The organism is Saccharopolyspora rhizosphaerae, from assembly GCF_003931915.1.
In the GTDB taxonomy this organism is placed as follows: domain Bacteria; phylum Actinomycetota; class Actinomycetes; order Mycobacteriales; family Pseudonocardiaceae; genus Saccharopolyspora; species Saccharopolyspora rhizosphaerae.
The window spans coordinates 87,936-105,803 of record NZ_RSAA01000014.1; the positions used below are offsets into that span (position 1 = coordinate 87,936).

A 17,868-nucleotide genomic window follows, 5' to 3' on the forward strand; every position below is an offset into this window, starting at 1 on the left:
TCAGCGCAGCCCGGTGGTCTTGAGGGACCGCACCAGCCAGCGCTGGCCGAGGAGGAAGACCAGCACCGTGGGCAGTGCGGCGAGCATCCCGGCCGCGATGACGTAGTGCGTCTTCGACGCGTACTGGCCCTGCAGGGACGCGATCCCGACCTGCACCACGCGCAGCGACTCGTCCTGGGCGACCGCCAGCGGCCAGAGGAACGAGTTCCAGTTGGCCAGGAAGAACAGCACCGCCAGGGCGGCCAGCACAGGCCTGCTCAGCGGCAGCACCACGTGCCAGTAGATCCGCCAGTGCCCGCAGCCGTCCAGCTGGGCGGCGTCCTCCAGCTCGCGGGGAACGCCGAGGTAGAACTGGCGCAGCAGGAAGATGCCGAAGGCGTTGAACAGGCCCGGCACGATCAGGCCGGCGTAGGTGTCGACCAGGCCCAGGGCGCGGACCACGATGAGAGCGGCACCAGGATCACCGGCAGCGAGATCAGCAGCGTCGCCACCACCGAGGCGAACGCGAAACCGCGTCCGCGGACAGACAACCGGGGCCAGCGCGTAGGCGGCCATCGAGTGCAGGAACAGGGCAATGACGGTGACGGTGACCGCCACGAAGGCGCTGTTGGCCAGGTAGCGCAGGAACGGGACCTCGGTGAGCACGTGGGCGACGTTGTCCAGCGTGAGATCCTGCGGCCAGCCGAGGCTGTAGAGCTCCGACTCCGGCCGGAAGGCGCTGAGCAGGAACCACAGCAGCGGAGCGACCGTGACGAAGACGATCAGGTAGGCGGCGAGCATCCGGGCCCTAGGCATCGATCCGGCCTCCTCTGGTCAACGCGAACAGCACGCCGGTGACCGCTCCGAGGGCCACGACCAGCAGCGCGCAGATCGCCGAGGCGTAGCCGAACCGGCCGAACAGGAACGCCTGCTGGTAGGCGTAGTAGACGACCGTGGTGGTGGAGTTCGCCGGACCGCCCGAGGTCAGCACGTAGACCAGGTCGAAGACCTGCAGCCCGGTGACCGCGTTGATCAGCGAGGTCACCAGCACGAAGAAGCTCGTCGGCCGCAACATCGGCCAGGTGACGGCGCGGAACCGCTGCCAAGGTCCTGCACCGTCCACAGTGGCCGCGTCGTAGTGCTCGCGCGGGAGGTCCTGCAGCCCACCGAGGAAGATCAGCATCTGGTACCCCATCAGGAACCACACGCTGATCAACACCAGCGTGATCAGCGCCAGGGTGGGGTCGCCCAGCCAGGAGACGTCGTCCAGCCCGGTGAGCTTCGCGACCGCGCCGGTCTTGTCGGTGAGCAGGAACTGCCACAGCAGGCCGATCACGACCAGGCTCACGGCGTTCGGCAAGAACAGCGCGGCGCGCACCACGGCGACACCCGGGAAGTGCTCCGACACCAGCAGCGCAAGGCCGAGTCCGGCGACGAACGCCAGCGGCACGAACAACACGGTGTAGCCGACGGTGATGCCGAAGCTCTTCCACAGCAGCGCGTCCCCGGCCATCAGGCGGAAGTTCTCCAGGCCCGCGCAGTCGACGTTGCCGAAGCCGTCGACCTCGAAGAAGCCCACCAGCAGCGCGAGCAGCGCGGGCAGGGCGATGAACAGCAGCAGACCGAGCGCGTCAGGCGCAGGAAGGCAGCTGCGGCGGTGGCGTCGGACCTCCTCGTGCGGCTCACCCGATCTGCGCCCTCGTAGGTGGACAGGAACGTGTCGATCTGCTCGGCGGCGGCACCGGCGACCTCCGCGGGGTCACCGCCATCGAGGTGGCAGGACTGCAGCGCGTCGGAGACTGCGCGGTAGACCTCCGGCGGGTAGCGGGGCTCCGAACGAGCCTCGGCCATCACCTCGTCGGCGAAGACTCGCATCGGACCGTCGTCGAACGCTCCACGTTCCTCCGCTGCGCGTTGCACCGATCGACGGGGCGGGATGTTGGTCTTGGCGACCGTGTTCCAGCGTCGCATGCGATCGATGCTCGCCGGATCGGTCGATCCCAGCGCCCACACGACGAACTCCGCTGCGGCGTCGGCGTTCTCGCTCCGGGCGTTGGCGACCACCGCCCAGCTGCCCAGTGCCGTGGTGTAGGCGCCATCGGCCGGAGCGGGCATCGGCAGGACGCCGTAGCGGAAATCGGGGGCCTGCTCGGCGATCTCAGCGATGCCCCAGATGCCGAGGTGCTGCATCGCGCAGTAGCCGTCGGCGATGTTGGAGATCGAGTCGTTGCCGCCGGTCCCGCGCACGCGACGAGGTGCGACGCCGAGCCTGACGGTGTCCTGCCAGAAGCGCAGGGCTTGGTGGACTCCTGGGCTGTCGAAGGCGGCGCGGCGGTGATCGGGGCTGAAGACTTCGCCGCCGGCCATCCACATCGACTGGTAGAAGGTGGAGTTCGCGTAGTACCCGGGGTTGGTCTCGAGGAGCAGGCCGAACCGGTCCCGGTTCGTGAGGCGCTGGGCGAGGTCGAGCAGCTGGTCCCAGGTGCGCGGCAGGTCGCCTTCGGAGAGGTGCTCCTGCTCGAAGATCTCCTCGCTGTAGTACAGCGCCAGCGGCTCGATCTCCATCGGCAGGCCGTAGACCCGGTCGGCGACGAGCCGGGTCTCCAGCACCAGCGGCAGGAAGTCCTCGCGCACCGACGGGTCCAGGTGCGGGGTGAGGTCGGCGAGGGCCCCGCCGTTGTAGTAGCGCAGGAAGTCGCCGGGGCTGAGCAGGAAGACGTCCGGACCAGCTCCGGCGCTGAAGGAGGTCTGCAGGGTGGGTCCGGACTTGTAGTCCTTGTTCGGGACGTAGCGCAGCCGGACCTTGATGTCGTGGGTGTCGTTCCACTCCTCGGCCAGCTGCACGAACCAGTCGCTCTGCGACTTCTGCTGTCCGCCGGGGCCGTAGAAGTTCCACAGGCTCAGCTCCCGTGGCTTGGGCGAGCACCGCACCAGCGCGGGTCCGGCCGCCACCGCGGCCACTCCCCCCAAGAACGTCCGCCGCCCCACCGATCCGGTCACTCGACCACCCCCAAGCCGGCCCAGCAAACGATTACCCCGCACGCTGGGTGACCTCGATCACCCAGTCAACACCACCCGGACGAGGCGGCTTCGTCGTCGCAGCGGTGGACGAGGAGCGTTGCGCCGCACCCGCACCCACCCGCAGCGGTGTCACCTGCTCACGGCGTCGGTGTCACCGTGCCGCCGCTGAGGTGGAAGACGGCTGCGCGGACGTCGTTCCAGCTCAAACCCGTGTCCGTCAGCGGGGTGATCAGCTCGCCGGCCAGGGCGGCGTTGCTGATCGGTCCGCCCCAGCCCGGCACCTTCACCGAGACCCAGCGGCCGCGCCGGAGGCGGCGCGCGCGACCGCGCTCCACGGTGCGGTGAACACCCCAGCAGCCGAGGAGTAGGTCACCCCGCCCGGCGAGAAGATGAGGTGGAGGTCGCTCATCGTGGCGTGCACCCGGTACGCCCGCAGGCTGAAGCCGAATCCCAGGGCGAAGAGCAGGCAACCACGAGGTGCATCGCACTGGAGAGGCTGTGGAGGCTCCCCAACGCCGCGAAGACGGCCACCGCCACCAGGCTGACCGCCGCCCCCACGGGTTGGGTGATGACCGAGATCCGCATCCGCTGGAGCTCCCGCCGGTGCGCGAGCGGCGTGCGGGTGATGGCGAAGGTCGCGGCAGGAACGGGATGCACCCGGACATCCTCCCAGCAGAACTCCGGCCGCTGCGGCCGAACGGAAGAGGAGACCCCAGCGGTGACCGGGCCTCCCGGTGATCACCGCGAGGTGCGCACCGCGGTCCCGAGGACGGCAGGGGGAAAGGGGGGCCTCCTCGACGTTCAGGCGACGGTAGGCAGGGCGGGGGTGGTCACGTCGTAGATCGTGCCCGGGCGGGTCAGCAGCGGCGGCAGGATCTGCGCCTTGCGCGGGGTGTCCTTCACCGACCCCCAGTCGACGCGGCGACCTCCGGTGAGCTCCAACCGGATGTCGTTCGGGGCCTGCGCGAGCACCGCGGTCACCTCGGAGCGGACCGGGGCCGGCAGGGCGACCAGCACCGACAGCCCCGCGCGGGTGGCGGGGTCGGAGGCGGACGCCTGGGGCGCGCGCAGTTCCGGGACTCCGGCGGGCGGGTCGGCAACCGTCTCGAACGGGACCCCGGAGACGTCGAGCAGCCGGACGCCGTCGGTGGCGCGGAAGTACGCCGCCGGGGTCCGCTCGGTGACCTGGATGCGCACCGTGGAGGGCCAGTCCAGCACCGCGCGGGCGTCGGCGACCTCGGCCAGCGCGCGCAGGTGCTCGCGGATCTGCTCCGGGTCGACCTGCAGCATCGGCGTGCCCTCGGCGACCTCGGCCGCCCGGACGACCTCCTGGGCGGGCAGGCTGTCGTTGCCCTCCACCTGCACGGAGCGCACGCCGAGCAGCGGCGAGAAGTACGCGACCAGGAAACCGGTGGTCGCCACCGCCAGCAGGCCCGGCAGCAGGAAGCGCCGCCAGGCGGGAGCGGGCGGCGCACTCCGGCGCACCGGCCGGCGCCGCGCTCGTTCCGCCGCGCCCCGGTCGGTCACCCTTGCTCCTCCCCGCTGCCGTTGCCGCCGGAACCGGCGGCACGGTCGAGTTCGCTGAGGATCTCCGGGCCGAGCATGGTCACGTCACCGGCACCCATGGTCAGCACCAGGTCGCCGGGCCGCACGAGGCCCGCGACGCGCGGCCCGGCGTCGGTGAACGACGGCTCGAAGTGCACGCTCTCCGGCGGCAGCGGGATGGCGTCGGAGATCAGCTTGCCGGTCACGCCGGGCTGCGGGTCCTCCCGCGCGCCGTAGACGTCGAGCACGACGACCTCGTCGGCCAGGCCGAGCGCTTCGGCGAACTCGGCGGCGAAGGCCGCGGTGCGGGAGAACAGGTGCGGCTGGAACACCACGACCAGCCGGCCGGTACCGGCGACCGGGCGGGCCGCCCGCAGCTGCGCGGCGACCTCGGTCGGGTGGTGGGCGTAGTCGTCGTAGACGCGGATGCCGTTGACCCGGCCCTTGAACTCGAAGCGGCGTCGCACGCCGCCGAACGCGGCCAGGCCTTCCAGCATCCCCTCCAGCGGGGCGCCGAGCTCCAGGCCCGCGAGCAGCGCGGCAACGGCGTTCGCCGCCATGTGCTCGCCGGGGACGGCGACCTGCACGTCGACCGGCTCGGACGAGACGCCCACCAGCTCCACCGAGACCACGCCGACGCCCTGCTCGGCGCGGTAGCCGACCAGCCGGGCGTCACCGTCGGCGGTGGCTCCGGCGCCGTAGCGGCGGACGCGGACACCGGTGGACTCGGCTTGGTCGGCGAGGGCCTTCGCGCCCGGGTCGTCGGAGCAGGCGATGAGCACGCCGCCGGGCTCGACGCGGCCGATGAAGTCCTGGAAGACCTCGGTGTAGGCCTCGGCGGTGCCGTGGTGGTCCAGGTGGTCGGGCTCGACGTTGGTCACGACCGCCACGGACGGGGAGAACGCCAGGAAGGACCCGTCGCTCTCGTCGGCTTCGGCGATGAAGGTGCCGCCGTCGCCGTGGTGCGCGTTGGCGCCGGACTCGTTGAGGTCACCGCCGATGGCGAACGACGGGTCGACGCGGCAGTGCTGCAGCGCGACGGTGAGCATCGAGGTCGTCGAGGTCTTGCCGTGCGTGCCCGCGACGCAGGCGACGCGGTGGTCGGCCATCAGCCCTGCCAGCGCCTCGGCGCGGCGCAGCACCGTGATGCCGCGTTCCTCGGCAGCGAGGAGCTCGGGGTTGTCCGGGCGGATCGCGGTGGAGACCACCACGGCCGTCGGCTCCTGGTCGAGCAGGTCGAGGTTCTCGGCGTGGTGCCCGATCCCGATGCTCGCGCCCTGGGCGCGGAGCGCCAGGACGGTGCGCGAGTCGCGCGCGTCGGAGCCGGAGACCTGGCGGCCGCGGGCGAGCAGGATGCGCGCGATGCCGCTCATCCCGGCACCGCCGATGCCCACGAGGTGGACCCGCTCCAGCTGTCGGTCCCTGTCGGCGGTCATTGCCCCGCCACCTCCATCACGATGCGGGCGAGCACCTGGTCGGCCTCGCGGTGACCGCTGCCCATGGTGGCCTGGCTCATCATCTGCAAGCGCTGGGCGTCCAGGGCCATCGGGATGATCTCGTCGACGACGCGCTGCGGCGTGAGCTCGGCGTCGGAGACCACCCGGGCGCCACCGGCGTTGACCACGGGCTGGGCGTTGAGCGCCTGCTCGCCGTTGCCGTGCGGCAGCGGCACGAACACGGCGGGCAGGCCGACGGCGGAGACCTCGGCGACGGTCATCGCGCCGGAGCGGCACACCACCATGTCGGCGGCAGCGTAGGCGAGGTCCATCTGCTCCAGGTACGGCACGGTGCGGTAGATCGGCGCGCCCATGACCTGCTGAACAGCGACGCTGTTCTTGGGCCCGTGCGCGTGCAGCACGCCGATGCCCGCGCGGCCGAGGGCCTGCGCGGCCCCGGAGAAGGCGGTGTTGAGCGTCTGCGCGCCCTGCGAGCCGCCGAAGACCAGGATGGTCGGGGCGTGCGGGTGCAGCCCGAAGTGCTGGCGAGCCTGCATGCGCAGCTTCCAGCGGTCGAGCCGGGTGATCGACTCGCGCAGCGGGATGCCGATGGGCTGCGCGCCGGACAGCCCGCTGTCGGGGGTGGCCGACAGGACCCGGGTGGCGAGCTTGGCGCCGACCTTGTTGGCCAACCCGGCGCGGGCGTTGGCCTCGTGCACCACGATCGGCACCCGGCCGCGCGCGGCGAGGTAGGCGGGCAGCGAGACGTAGCCGCCGAAGCCGACGACGACGTGCGCGCCGACCTTGTCGAGCACGTCACGGGTCTGGTGGACCGACTCGCGCACCTTCATCGGCAGCTTGAGCAGGTCGGCGTTGGGCTTGCGGGGCATGGGCACCGGCGGGATCAGCTCGAGCGGGTACCCGCGAGCAGGGACCAGCCGGTTCTCCAGGCCTCGTTCGGTGCCCAGGGCGGTGATCTGGGCGTCGGGGCGGACGCGTCGTACCGCGTCGGCCAGCGCCAGGGCCGGTTCGATGTGCCCGGCGGTGCCACCTCCGGCGACCACCACCGAGAGCCGGCGCATGCCCATCGTCGCGCCCTGCGGGGCACCCAGGTGGTGGATGCGGACCGTCTCGTCCCCGCTCAACGGTGTCCTCCTCGTGTCTGAGCCCGGGAGCCGGGCCCGCTGCGCGCACCTCGTGCGCGGGGTTCTGCTCCACTCCGGCGCGTCCCGGACGCGCCGGCGCTCTTGGCGCCGGGCCTGGTCCGGGGGACGGGCCGGGAAGTCTTCCGCCTGGCCGGCGGACGGTACGGCGCCGGGGTGGGCAGTCGCAGCAGCTTGCCGACCCGCCCCGGTCCCAAAGACCGTAGCGCGGCGATGGCTTCGGGTTCGTGCCGGGCGAAGTTCGCGAGCAACCCGAACACGAGCATGCTCGTGACCACCGAGGACCCGCCGGAGGAGATCAGCGGCAGCGGCAGCCCGGTGGTGGGCAGCAGGCCGACCACGTAACCCATGTTGATCACTGCTTGGCCGACCAGCCAGGTGGTCAGCGTGGCCGCGACGAGCCGGATGTAGGGGTCGGTGTTGCGGAAGGCGATGCGCATGCCGACGTAGGCGGTGGTCGCGTAGAGCATGAGCACCACGGCGCAGCCGATGAACCCGAGCTCTTCGCCGATGACCGCGAAGATGTAGTCGTTGTGCACGTTGGGCAGGTACTGCCACTTCGACCAGCCCTGCCCCAGGCCGCGGCCCACCAGCCCGCCGTCGGCGAGCGCGAACAGCGCCTGCATGGCCTGGTAGCCGTTGCCCATCGGGTCCGCGGCCGGGTCGAGGAACGAGGTCAGCCGCGCCATCCGGTACTCGGCGATCATCGCCAGCACGATGCCGCCGGTGAGCGCGCCGAGCGCCATCATGAGGAACAGCCGCAGCGGCGCTCCGGCGAACCACAGCAACGCGAGCAGCACCACGAACAGCGTGATCGTCGAGCCGAGGTCGGGCTGCAGCATGACGAGCGTGAACATCAGCAGCGCGGCCGGCACCACCGGCACCAGCAGGTGGCGGTACTGGGTCATCAGGCCGCGCTTGGTGACCAGCACGTGCGCGCCCCACAGCGCGAAGGCGACCTTGGCGAACTCGACCGGCTGGAACGACACGCCCGCGACGACGAACCAGCTGCGGGCGCCGTTGAGCTCGACGCCCACGTGCGGGATGAGCACGAGCACCAGCAGTCCGAGGCAGAAGGCCAGCAGCCCGAGGCTGTAGCGGCGCAGCAGCCGGACCGGGAGCCGCAGCGCGATGTAGAACAGCACGAGTCCGGCCCCGCAGTACATGACCTGCTTGACGAACACGCTGTAGGAGGAGCCGGCCTTGTTGAACGAGTCGACGCTGGACGCCGAGAGCACCATCACCAGGCCGAACACCGTGAGCAGGCCGAAGACGGCCAGCAGCAGGTGGAACGAGGCCAGCGGCCGGGTCAGCCACGCCGTCAGGGGGGACAGCACGGTCACCCCGGCGCGCTTGCGGGGCTCGCGCGCGCCGGAGGTCTTGGTCGCAGCGGTGGCCACGGGATCACCCGCCGCGCTGGGTCGCCGCCGGGGTCTCGGACAGCACTGCGCGCACGGCGTCGGCGAAAGCCCGCCCGCGGTGGGCGTAGTCGGTGAACATGTCCATGGACGCAGCGGCCGGTGCGAGCAGCACCACCGAGCCGGGCCGCGCGGATCCGTGCGCCAGGCGAACTGCTTCGAGCATGCCCGCATCGTCCCCCGCTGCGACCTCGTGCACGGGCACATCCGAGGCGTGTCGGCCGAGTGCGGCGGTGAACTCGCCGCGGTCGCGACCGATGAGCACGACGGTGGCGAGCCGTCCGGCGTTGGCGCGGACGAGGTCGTCGACCTCCGCGCCCTTGAGCAGGCCGCCCGCGATCCAGACCACGGAGTCGTGGGCGCGCAGCGCGGCGTCGGCGGCGTGCGGGTTGGTCGCCTTCGAGTCGTCCACGTAGGACACCCCCGCGGACTCGGCGACGACCACCGAGCGGTGCGCGCCGGGTTCGAAGGTGCGCAGGCCTTCGGCGACCGCCTCCGGCGAGACGCCGTGCGCGCGGGCGAGCGAGGCCGCGGCCAGTGCGTTGGCGACGTTGTGCGGGCCCGCGGGACGGACCTCGGAGAGCTGGGCGAGCACCTCGTCGTCACCGAAAGCCCGGTCCACGAGCCGTTCCCCGGCCACGCCGAGCTGGCCGTCGGCCGGGTCGCCGAGGGTGAAGGCCACGTGCCGCGCCTGGGCCGCAGCGACGAGCCGGGTGGACCACTCGTCGTCGGCGTTGAACACCGCGACCTCGTTGCCCGCGAAGATCTTCGCCTTGGCCTCGCCGTAGGTCTCCAGCGAGCCGTGCCAGTCGAGGTGGTCGTCGGCGAGGTTGAGCACCGCCGCAGCCTTCGGGCGCAGCGCCTGCTGCCAGTGCAGCTGGAAGCTGGAGAGCTCGACCGCGAGCACCCGGTGCCCGGCGCGGACCGCGTCGACCACCGGCAGACCGACGTTCCCGCAGGCCACGACGTCCTCGCCGTGGGCGCGCAGGATCGACTCGAGCATGCTCACGGTGGTCGTCTTGCCGTTGGTGCCGGTGACCGCGAGCCAGGTCGACGGGCCTTCGGGCTTCTCCTGGTCGAGCCACCAGGCGAGCTCGACCTCGCCGATCACCTCGACCTCGGCCGCGGCGGCGGCCGCGGGCAAGGGTGCTTCGGGACGCCAGCCGGGGCTGGTCACGACCAGGTCGGTGCCCTGCGGCGGTGCGTCGAGCCCGGGGACCAGTTGGGCGCCTTGGGCTTCCAGCGAAGCGAGCGCCGCCAGCCGGTCGGCAGAGCCGTCGGTGACGGTCACCTCGGCGCCGACCGCCAGCAGCGCTTCCGCCGCGGACCGCCCGGACACCCCGGCACCGGCCACCAGCACCCGCAACCCTCGGTACCGGCTCGCAGCCACGGCCCCGCCTCCCCACTCGTCGACAACCGAACTCGTCCTGCACGCGGACTCGCCGCTCAGCCCCACCCTAGGCACCTGCACCGCAGCGGGTTCCGGCGGCGGGGACGACACCCCGCCGCACCCGTCCGGCGACTACCGGGCCAGGGCCAGCCAGTCGGCGTAGAAGAGCCCGACGCCGAACATGCAGCTGATGCCCGCGAGCACCCAGAACCGGATGATGACCGTGGTCTCGGCCCAGCCCGCCAGCTCGAAGTGGTGGTGGAACGGGGCCATCCGGAACAACCGTCGCCGGGTCGTGCGGAACACCACGATCTGCAGCACCACCGACAGCGCCTCGACGACGAACACGCCACCGATGACGATCATCAGCAGTTCGGTGCGGGTCGCCATCGACAGGCCCGCGAGCAGACCGCCCAGCGCCAGCGAACCGGTGTCACCCATGAAGATCTTCGCGGGCGCGGCGTTCCACCACAGGAACCCGACGCACGCGGCCATGCCGGCCGCCGCGACCACGGCGATGTCGAGCGGGTCGCGGACCGTGTAGCAGCCCGGGGCCGGGCCGGCGCCGAAGCAGTCGTTGCGCAGCTGCCAGAACGCGATCAGCACGTAGGTCGCCAGCACCATCGCCGCGGTGCCACCGGCCAACCCGTCCATGCCGTCGGTGAAGTTCACGGCGTTGGACCAGCCGCTGATCGCGATGTAGGCGAAGATCACGAACCCGACCGCGCCGAACGAGATCACCGTGATGTCGCGCAGGAAGGACAGGTCCACCGAGGCCGGCGTGACTCCGTTGCGGTTGGGGAACTGGATCGCCAGGATCGCGAACAGCACCGAGGCCACCAGCTGGCCGACCAGCTTGGCGGTCTTGTTCAGGCCGAGGTTCCGCTGCTTGCGGATCTTGATGAAATCGTCGAGGAACCCGACGATGCCCAGCGCCGTCGTCAGGCCCAGCACCAGCAGACCGGTGACGGTGGGCTGCTCGCCCAGCATCAAGTGGGTGACCAGGTAGCCGCACCACATCGCGACCAGGATCGCCATGCCGCCCATCGTCGGGGTGCCGCGCTTGGCCGCGTGCGTGCCCTGCACCTCTTCGCGGATCTCCTGCCCGAAGCCCTGCCGGGAGAACACCCGGATCAGGTACGGCGTGAACAGGATCGAGACGACCAGCGCCACCGCGGCGGAAATCAGAATCGGCTTCACTGCTGCTGCTCCCCACCACCGCCATCGGCGAACAAGGCTTCCGCGACCCGCCACAGACCGGCGGAGTTGGACGCCTTGGTCAAGACCACATCACCGGGACGCAGTTCGGCGCGCAGCAGCGCGACGGCCGCGTCGATGTCCGGAACCAGCACCGACTCCTCTCCCCACGAGCCCTCCAGCGACGCCGCCTGGTGCATCGCCCGGGCCTGTTCTCCGACCACCACGAGCCGGTCGATGTTCAGCCGGACGGCCAGCCGTCCGATCTCGTCGTGCGCCTCCACGTCGAGGTCGCCGAGCTCGGCCATCGGCCCGAGCACGGCCCACGCCCGCGCGGGACGGCCCCGCGTCATGGCGGCCAGCGTCTTCAGCGCGGCCCGCACCGACTCGGGGTTGGCGTTGTAGGCGTCGTTGACGACGGTGACGCCGCCGGGGGTCTCGGCGACCTCCATGCGGCGGGCCGAGACGCGCTGGACCGCGCCCAGCCGCTCGGCGACCTGCGGCAGCGTCGCGCCCAGCTCCAGCGCGACGGCCGCGGCCGACAGCGCGTTGCCGACGTGGTGCTCGCCGAACAGCGGCAGCGTCACGCGTGCCTCGCCGGCCTCGGTGACCAGCGTGAACGTCGGCCGGGCCTGCTCGTCGACCTCGACGTCGGTGGCGCGCACGTGCGCGTCCGGGGATTCGCCGACCAGCACCACGCGCGCCCGGGTGCGCTCGGCCATCGCCGCCACCAGCGGGTCGTCGGCGTTGAGCACCGCGACTCCGTCCTCGGACAGCGACTCGACGAGCTCGCCCTTGGCCTGGGCGACCGCCTCCTGCGAACCGAACTCGCCGAGGTGGGCGTGGCCGACGTTGAGCACGACGCCGATCTTCGGCGGCGCGACCTCGCAGAGGCTCGCGATGTGCCCGACGCCGCGAGCCGACAGCTCCAGCACCAGGTGCCGGGTCTGCTCGTCGGCGCGCAGCACGGTCCACGGGTGGCCGAGCTCGTTGTTGAACGAACCGGGCGGCGCCACGGTCGGGCCCATGGGGGTCAGCAGCTGGGCGATCAGGTCCTTGGTGGACGTCTTGCCCGACGAGCCGGTCACGCCCACCACGGCCAGCTGCGGCAGCCGGTCCACGACGTGGCGGGCCAGCTTCGCCAGCGCGGCCAGCACGGCCACACCGGTCCCGTCGGCGTCGCCGGCCAGCGCCATGGCGCTGGAGCGCTCCTCGACCGGAACCGTCGGCACCAGCACTGCGGGGGCGTCGACCTCGCGCGCGGCCAGCACGCCGGTCGCGCCGTCGGCGATCGCCTGCGCGGCGTAGTCGTGCCCGTCGACGCGCTCGCCCGGCACGGCCACGAACAGCCCGCCCTCGGTGATCTTGCGCGAGTCGAACTCGACCCCGGCGCTGACGACCTCCGCACCTTCCGCACGGTGAAGCCTGCCGTCCACCGCCGAAGCGATGTCAGCGAGGCTGAGCCGGATCAACCTGCCTCCTCGGTGTTCTTGCGGGACACCCGCGCCCGGCGGGCCGGGTCGGCACCCGGTCGCCTGGTCTGCTGCGGATCAGCGGCTCGGCGCTCACGCGCCCGCTGTCGCGTCCCGCCCCCGACGATCTTGGGTTTCTTCGTTGCGGCCAAGCCTATGGCGCAGCGCGGCGGCCAACTCCTCCCGGTCCGAGAAGGGGTGCACCACGCCCGCCACCTCCTGTCCTGTCTCGTGGCCCTTGCCCGCGACGACCACGATGTCGCCGGGCTGAGCGCGTTCGACCGCGGCGATGATCGCAGCCCTGCGGTCGCCGATCTCGATCACCTCACCACGCTCGCCGGCGGGGACTTCCTGGGCCCCCGCCAGCATCGCGGCCCGGATGTCGGCCGGGTCCTCGCTCCGCGGGTTGTCGTCGGTGACGATGAGCAGCTCGGACCGCGTCGCGGCGGCCTCGCCCATCAGCGGGCGCTTGGCCGTGTCCCGGTCCCCGCCGCAGCCGAGCACGACGATCACGTCGCCGTCGACCTGCGCACGCGCCGCGTCCAGCACGGCCGAGACCGCACCGGGCTTGTGCGAGTAGTCCACCACGGCGGTGAAGTCCTGCCCGAGCGCGACACGCTCCATGCGGCCGGGCACGTCGACCTCGGCCAGTCCCTGCTCGATCGCTTCCAGCGGCACCCCGGCCGCGTGCAGCGCACCGATCGCCAGCAGCGCGTTCGCGACGTTGAACGGTCCGGGCAGGCGCAGCCGGACCGGCATCTCGAGGCCGTCGGGGCCGTGCGCGGTGAAGGTCTGCTCACCGGTCGGGTAGGCGGTGACGCCGGTGGCGGTCCAGTCCGCGTCGGCGGACTCGGTGGAGACGGTGACCGTGCCGGACTTGACCAGCCTGCGGCCCCACTCGCCGTCCACGCAGACCACCTCGCGCTCGGCGCGGCCGTCGAACAGCAACGCCTTGGCCTGGAAGTAGTCCTCCATGTCGCGGTGGAAGTCCAGGTGGTCCTGCGAGAGGTTGCTGAATGCGCCGACGGCGAAGCGGGACCCCGACACGCGGCCCATGGCCAGCGCGTGGCTGGAGACCTCCATCGCCACCGTGCGGACGTCGTGCTCGACCATCACCGCCAGCAGCGCCTGCAGGTCGGGGGCCTCGGGGGTGGTGAACGCGCTGTCCAACCGCTCCCCCGCGATGCGGGTCTCCACGGTGCCGATCTGGCCTGTGGTCCACCCGGCGGCGCTGAGCGCCGACTCCAGCAAGTAGCTGGTGGTCGTCTTGCCGGAAGTCCCGGTGACGCCCAAGATCTTGAGCTTGCTCGACGGGTCGCCGTAGATCAGCGCGGAGGCCTTCCCGAGGACGCCGCGCGGGTCTTCGTGCTCCAGCAACGCGACCCGACCTTCGCGCACCGCCGGGTGCTCGGTCAGGCCGGCGCGGAGGATGCCGTCGGCATCGGTGAGCACCGCGTGCGCACCGGCCGCCAGCGCCTGCTCGGCGAAGTCGGCACCGTGCACGCGGACGCCGGGCAGGGCGGCGAAGAGGTCGCCGGGGCGCACGTGTTGAGCGCGGAGTGTGGCACCGGTGACCGCCGCCTCGGCGGCGGGGCAACCGGGTACGCGCACCACGCGCGCGCCGATCTCATCGGCGAGCTTGTTGAAGTCCACCGGCTCGACGTGGGTGGGTCGAGGCGGGGCAGTCGCGACCGCGGAAGGCACGTCGCGACAGGCTACCGGTACCACTGGTGGGCGCATCTCCATGGTCGCCCGCCCGTTCGGCGGTGCGACCGTTGCGCCGAAGCGAGCAGTGCTCGGCGGACGCTCGTCCGCTCCGGGGGCCGACTCCCGCACCCGCCGTGCTCGTCCGTTCCGCAGCGTGACGAGCGTGCGTCCGCGATGTCCGTTCTCGCGGCTCGGAGGGGCCGTGGCGGGAACTGGTCGGCCTCTGGTCCGCGACATTCCGGACCTATAACGTTCCGCAGGTTCGTGAGAGATTCACCGAACTCTGGAGGAACCTGTGAGGAACCATCGCCTCGGCCGTCTGGCCGCCACCTCGCTCGCCACCGCCCTGCTCGCCGCCCCGCTGGCCGCTCACCCCGCCGTGGCCGACACTCCGCCCGCACAGGTCGCGCACGCCGCTGCTACCCAGCTCTCACCCGGTGACGGCACCGCGCAGGGCGCTGTCGAGTGGTTCCAGGCCAACGCCGGGGACACCTCCTACGAAGGCCTGTGCGAGATGGCCGTCGAGAACGCCTACGGGGTCACCGGTGTCTGGCCGTCGGCCATCGACCACTGGAACGGCGCGGTCGCCGCGGGCAAGGCGCACACCGACGGCTCCACCCCGCCGGCGGGCGCCTTCGTCTACTGGAACACCAGCGAGTACGGCCACGTCGGCATCGCCGACGGCAACGGTGGCTTCCACAGCAGCAGCGTCGGCGGCACCCTCGGCCACTCCGACAGCCTCTCCTACTTCCCCAACTACCTCGGCTGGAGCGACCCCCAAGTCCCCGCCGCCCGCTGAGCCACCGAACCTCCCGCGAGCCCGACAGCCACACCACCCACCTCGACTTCGCGAGAACCTCGAACGCCAACCATCCGCCTCGAACTTCGCGCGGAGTTCGACGGCCGAGTTCTCACCTCGAAGTTCGGGCGAAGTTCGAAGGCCACGCTGTCCCCGCACGTCACGGCGAAGACACGAGGGCGGGCTCAACCCCGCGCGACCCCCGCGACCTAGCTCCACCTTCGGACGCAAGACGGGTCGCTTTCCGGCCCCAGGCGGGTCGACCTCCCGGGCCCAGGCGGGTCGACCTTCCAGGCCCAGGCAGGGCCACCTTCCGAGACCCAGGCAGGGCCACCTTCCGAGACCCAGGCAGGGCCACCTTCGCACGATGTTCGAAGGCAACTCGAACTTCGCGCGAAGTTCGAAGGCCAACGTCCCGCCTCGAAGTTCTCGCGAACTTCGACGGGAGGTGGCCGCACGCGTCACCCAACAGGCGCGGGGGCCAGAAGGCTGCGCGAGGCTCCGTGGCCGGTGGCCAACCTTGCGCACGGGCGAAACACCAGGCTCGAACTCGCCCGAAGGAGTCCGGGGGGCGAATTCGCGCGGAGTTCGAAGGCCGCGCTGCCCCTGCACGTCACGTCAGAGGCACGAGGGCGGGCTCGACCCTTCGCGCGGCCTCCCGCCCTTCGCGCGACCTTCCGGCTCCTCGGCGGGTCGACCTTCCGGCCCCAGACGGGTCGGCCTTCGCGCGATGTTCGAAGGGCCACTCGAACTTCGCGCGACCTCCGGAGGCCTGCACCTCGCCTCGAACTTCGCGCGATGTTCGAAGGCCAACGTCCCGCCTCGAAGTTCTCGCGAAGTTCGACGGGCGCGACCGCGCCGAGCGGCCGGGTGGGTCGCTCGGCGCGGTTCGTCGTCGGGTCAGTGGCCGTCTCGGGGCACGTAGCTGCCGGAGCCGCCGACCAGGAAGTCCAAGTCCGCGCCGTCGGAGGCCTGCAGCACGTGGTCGTAGTAGAGGCGCTGCCAGCCGCGCTCGTAGGGGTTGTCCGGGTCCTTCCACTCGGACCGGCGCCGCTCCAGTTCCTCCTCCGGGATCTCCAGGTCCAGCCTGCGGTGGGGCACGTCGATGCTGATCGTGTCGCCGGTGCGGACGAACGCCAGCGGACCGCCGGCGGCCGCCTCCGGGGTGACGTGCAAGATCACCGTCCCGTAGGCGGTGCCGCTCATCCGGCCGTCGGAGATGCGGACGATGTCGTCGAACCCCGCGTCCTGCACCTTCTTCGGGACCGGGACGTTGGCGACCTCCGGCATGCCCGGGTAGCCCTTCGGCCCGGCGTTGCGGACCACCAGCACGGTGTTCTCGTCAACGTCGAGGTCGTCGTCCTTGCACACCGCGTAGTACTCGTCGACGTCCTCGAACACCATCGCCGTGCCCCGGTGCACCAGCAGCCGCGGGGAGGCGGCGGACTGCTTGACCACCGCGCCGCCGGGCGCCAGCGAGCCGCGCAGCACGGCGGTGCCGGTGCCCACGGCCTGGAACGGCTCGTCGAAGGAGGTGATGACCTCGCGGTTGTGCACCTCGGCGTCGGCGATGTTCTCGCCCATGGTCTTGCCGCTGACGGTGATCGCCTCGCGCTCGACCAGCCCGCCGAGCTCCTTGAGCACGGCCGGGAGACCCCCCGCGTAGCAGAAGTCCTCCATCAGGAACGTGCCGCTGGGCTGCAGGTTCACCAGCGTCGGCACCTCGCGGCTGTCCAGGTCGAAGTCGTCGACGCTGAGGTCGACGCCGACCCGCTTGGCGATCGCGATCAGGTGCACCACGGCGTTGGTGGACCCGCCGATGGCGGCGTTGGCGCGGATGGCGTTGCGGAACGCGTCGCGGGTGAGCACGTCGGAGGGCTTGAGGTCCTCGCCGATCATCTCCACGATCCGCCGCCCGGTCTGCTGAGCGGTGGCGTAGCGGCGGGCGTCCACGGCGGGCCAGGAGGCGGCGTAGGGCAGCTGCATGCCCAGCGCCTCCACGACGCAGGCCATCGTCGAGGCGGTGCCCATCGTCATGCAGTGCCCGTTGGACCGGGACATGCAGCCCTCGATGAAGTAGCACTCCTCCTGGTCGATGCGGCCCGCGACGAGGTCGGCCTCGGCCTGCCAGACGGCGGTGCCGGAGCCGATGTCAGTGCCCCGGTACTTGCCGTTGAGCATCGGCCCGCCGGTGAGCATCATCGTCGGCAGGTCGACGCTGGAGGCCGCCATCAGCAGGCCCGGAGTGGTCTTGTCGCAGCCGGAGAGCAGCACCAGGCCGTCGAGCGGGTTGGCGCGGATGGTCTCCTCGGCCTGCATCGCCAGCAGGTTCCGGTAGAGCATGGTGGTCGGCCGCATCAGCGTCTCGCCGAGCGCCATGTTCGGGAACTCCAGCGGGAACCCGCCGGCCTGCCACACCCCACGCTTGACCGCTTCGGCGATGCGCTGCTGGTGAGCGTTGCACGGCGCCAGTTCCGACCAGGTCGTGCCGATTCCGATGACCGGCCGGCCGTCGAACACCTCGTCGCTGTAGCCCTGGTTCTTCACCCAAGAGCGGGCGGTCATCCCCGCTCGTCCGTAGGCCCCGAACCAGCTGGCGCTGCGCCGCGGCGTGCTCATGCGTCCTCCCGTGCTGTGGTCTCCACCAGTGGGGACGACGTAATCAGTTCGGCTCTCGCCGCGCAATAGCTGATCCGCAATACCGAACGTCGGTTGCCATTTCGAACACGACTGTTGACGCT

14 protein-coding genes are annotated in these 17,868 nt (G+C 71.6%); 1 reads left to right on the forward strand and 13 read right to left on the reverse strand.

The features are described 5' to 3' along the window. The 12 genes from EIL87_RS13480 to EIL87_RS13535 form a co-directional block, all read right to left on the reverse strand. Entirely contained in the window at positions 1-795 is a 795-nt protein-coding gene (locus EIL87_RS13480; protein ID WP_125090822.1) for a carbohydrate ABC transporter permease, read from the reverse strand. Further along, a complete protein-coding gene (locus EIL87_RS13485; RefSeq protein ID WP_125090824.1) occupies positions 788-1,558 on the reverse strand; it encodes a carbohydrate ABC transporter permease in 771 nt (256 codons plus the stop codon). The genes EIL87_RS13480 and EIL87_RS13485 overlap by 8 nt, the downstream gene beginning before the upstream one ends. Beyond that, the gene (locus EIL87_RS13490) at positions 1,492-2,931 is read right to left on the reverse strand and encodes an ABC transporter substrate-binding protein (RefSeq protein ID WP_233576227.1); all 1,440 of its coding nucleotides are present in this window, start codon (positions 2,929-2,931) and stop codon (positions 1,492-1,494) included. Before EIL87_RS13490 ends, EIL87_RS13485 begins: the two co-directional genes overlap by 67 nt. A gap of 206 nt (positions 2,932-3,137) precedes the next feature. After that, positions 3,138-3,335 (reverse strand): hypothetical protein, encoded by a 198-nt coding sequence (locus EIL87_RS13495; RefSeq protein ID WP_125090826.1) that lies wholly within the window; start codon positions 3,333-3,335, stop codon positions 3,138-3,140. Between the two features lie 466 nt (positions 3,336-3,801). Continuing rightward, complete coding sequence (locus EIL87_RS13500; RefSeq protein ID WP_125090828.1) at positions 3,802-4,527, reverse strand: cell division protein FtsQ/DivIB; 726 nt, start codon at positions 4,525-4,527, stop codon at positions 3,802-3,804. Continuing rightward, a complete protein-coding gene (gene murC / locus EIL87_RS13505) occupies positions 4,524-5,981 on the reverse strand; it encodes a UDP-N-acetylmuramate--L-alanine ligase (protein WP_125090830.1) in 1,458 nt (485 codons plus the stop codon). Before murC ends, EIL87_RS13500 begins: the two co-directional genes overlap by 4 nt. Beyond that, complete coding sequence (gene murG, locus EIL87_RS13510; RefSeq protein WP_125091106.1) at positions 5,978-7,069, reverse strand: undecaprenyldiphospho-muramoylpentapeptide beta-N-acetylglucosaminyltransferase; 1,092 nt, start codon at positions 7,067-7,069, stop codon at positions 5,978-5,980. Before murG ends, murC begins: the two co-directional genes overlap by 4 nt. 53 nt (positions 7,070-7,122) lie before the next feature. Then, positions 7,123-8,544, reverse strand: coding sequence for a putative lipid II flippase FtsW (gene ftsW, locus EIL87_RS13515; protein WP_125090832.1), 1,422 nt, complete (start codon positions 8,542-8,544; stop codon positions 7,123-7,125). Positions 8,545-8,548: 4 nt separating this feature from the next. After that, complete coding sequence (murD, locus tag EIL87_RS13520; protein WP_125090834.1) at positions 8,549-9,952, reverse strand: UDP-N-acetylmuramoyl-L-alanine--D-glutamate ligase; 1,404 nt, start codon at positions 9,950-9,952, stop codon at positions 8,549-8,551. A 132-nt stretch (positions 9,953-10,084) separates the two neighbouring features. Next, the gene (gene mraY / locus EIL87_RS13525; protein ID WP_125090836.1) at positions 10,085-11,152 is read right to left on the reverse strand and encodes a phospho-N-acetylmuramoyl-pentapeptide-transferase; all 1,068 of its coding nucleotides are present in this window, start codon (positions 11,150-11,152) and stop codon (positions 10,085-10,087) included. Then, entirely contained in the window at positions 11,149-12,621 is a 1,473-nt protein-coding gene (locus EIL87_RS13530) for a UDP-N-acetylmuramoyl-tripeptide--D-alanyl-D-alanine ligase (protein WP_125090838.1), read from the reverse strand. Before EIL87_RS13530 ends, mraY begins: the two co-directional genes overlap by 4 nt. A 93-nt stretch (positions 12,622-12,714) precedes the next feature. After that, positions 12,715-14,361 carry a UDP-N-acetylmuramoyl-L-alanyl-D-glutamate--2,6-diaminopimelate ligase gene (locus tag EIL87_RS13535; protein ID WP_125090840.1) on the reverse strand — a complete coding sequence of 549 codons (1,647 nt, stop codon included), beginning with the start codon at positions 14,359-14,361 and terminating at the stop codon, positions 12,715-12,717. A 262-nt stretch (positions 14,362-14,623) separates the two neighbouring features. On the opposite strand from EIL87_RS13535, the gene EIL87_RS13540 reads away from it, so the two are divergent. Then, complete coding sequence (locus EIL87_RS13540) at positions 14,624-15,127, forward strand: CHAP domain-containing protein (protein ID WP_125090843.1); 504 nt, start codon at positions 14,624-14,626, stop codon at positions 15,125-15,127. Between the two features lie 900 nt (positions 15,128-16,027). Here the strand turns inward: EIL87_RS13540 and EIL87_RS13545 are convergent. Continuing rightward, positions 16,028-17,746 (reverse strand): IlvD/Edd family dehydratase, encoded by a 1,719-nt coding sequence (locus EIL87_RS13545; protein ID WP_125090845.1) that lies wholly within the window; start codon positions 17,744-17,746, stop codon positions 16,028-16,030. Between the last annotated feature and the right edge of the window lie 122 nt (positions 17,747-17,868).

Excerpts from the sequence above, each read along its gene's own strand:
- EIL87_RS13545 (WP_125090845.1), bottom strand. The coding sequence starts at position 17,746 with ATGAGCACGCCGCGGCGCAGCGCCAGCTGGTTCGGGGCCTACGGACGA.
- murC (WP_125090830.1), bottom strand. The coding sequence starts at position 5,981 with ATGACCGCCGACAGGGACCGACAGCTGGAGCGGGTCCACCTCGTGGGC.
- EIL87_RS13535 (WP_125090840.1), bottom strand. The coding sequence starts at position 14,361 with ATGCGCCCACCAGTGGTACCGGTAGCCTGTCGCGACGTGCCTTCCGCG.
- EIL87_RS13480 (WP_125090822.1), bottom strand. The coding sequence starts at position 795 with ATGCCTAGGGCCCGGATGCTCGCCGCCTACCTGATCGTCTTCGTCACG.
- murG (WP_125091106.1), bottom strand. The coding sequence starts at position 7,069 with ATGGGCATGCGCCGGCTCTCGGTGGTGGTCGCCGGAGGTGGCACCGCC.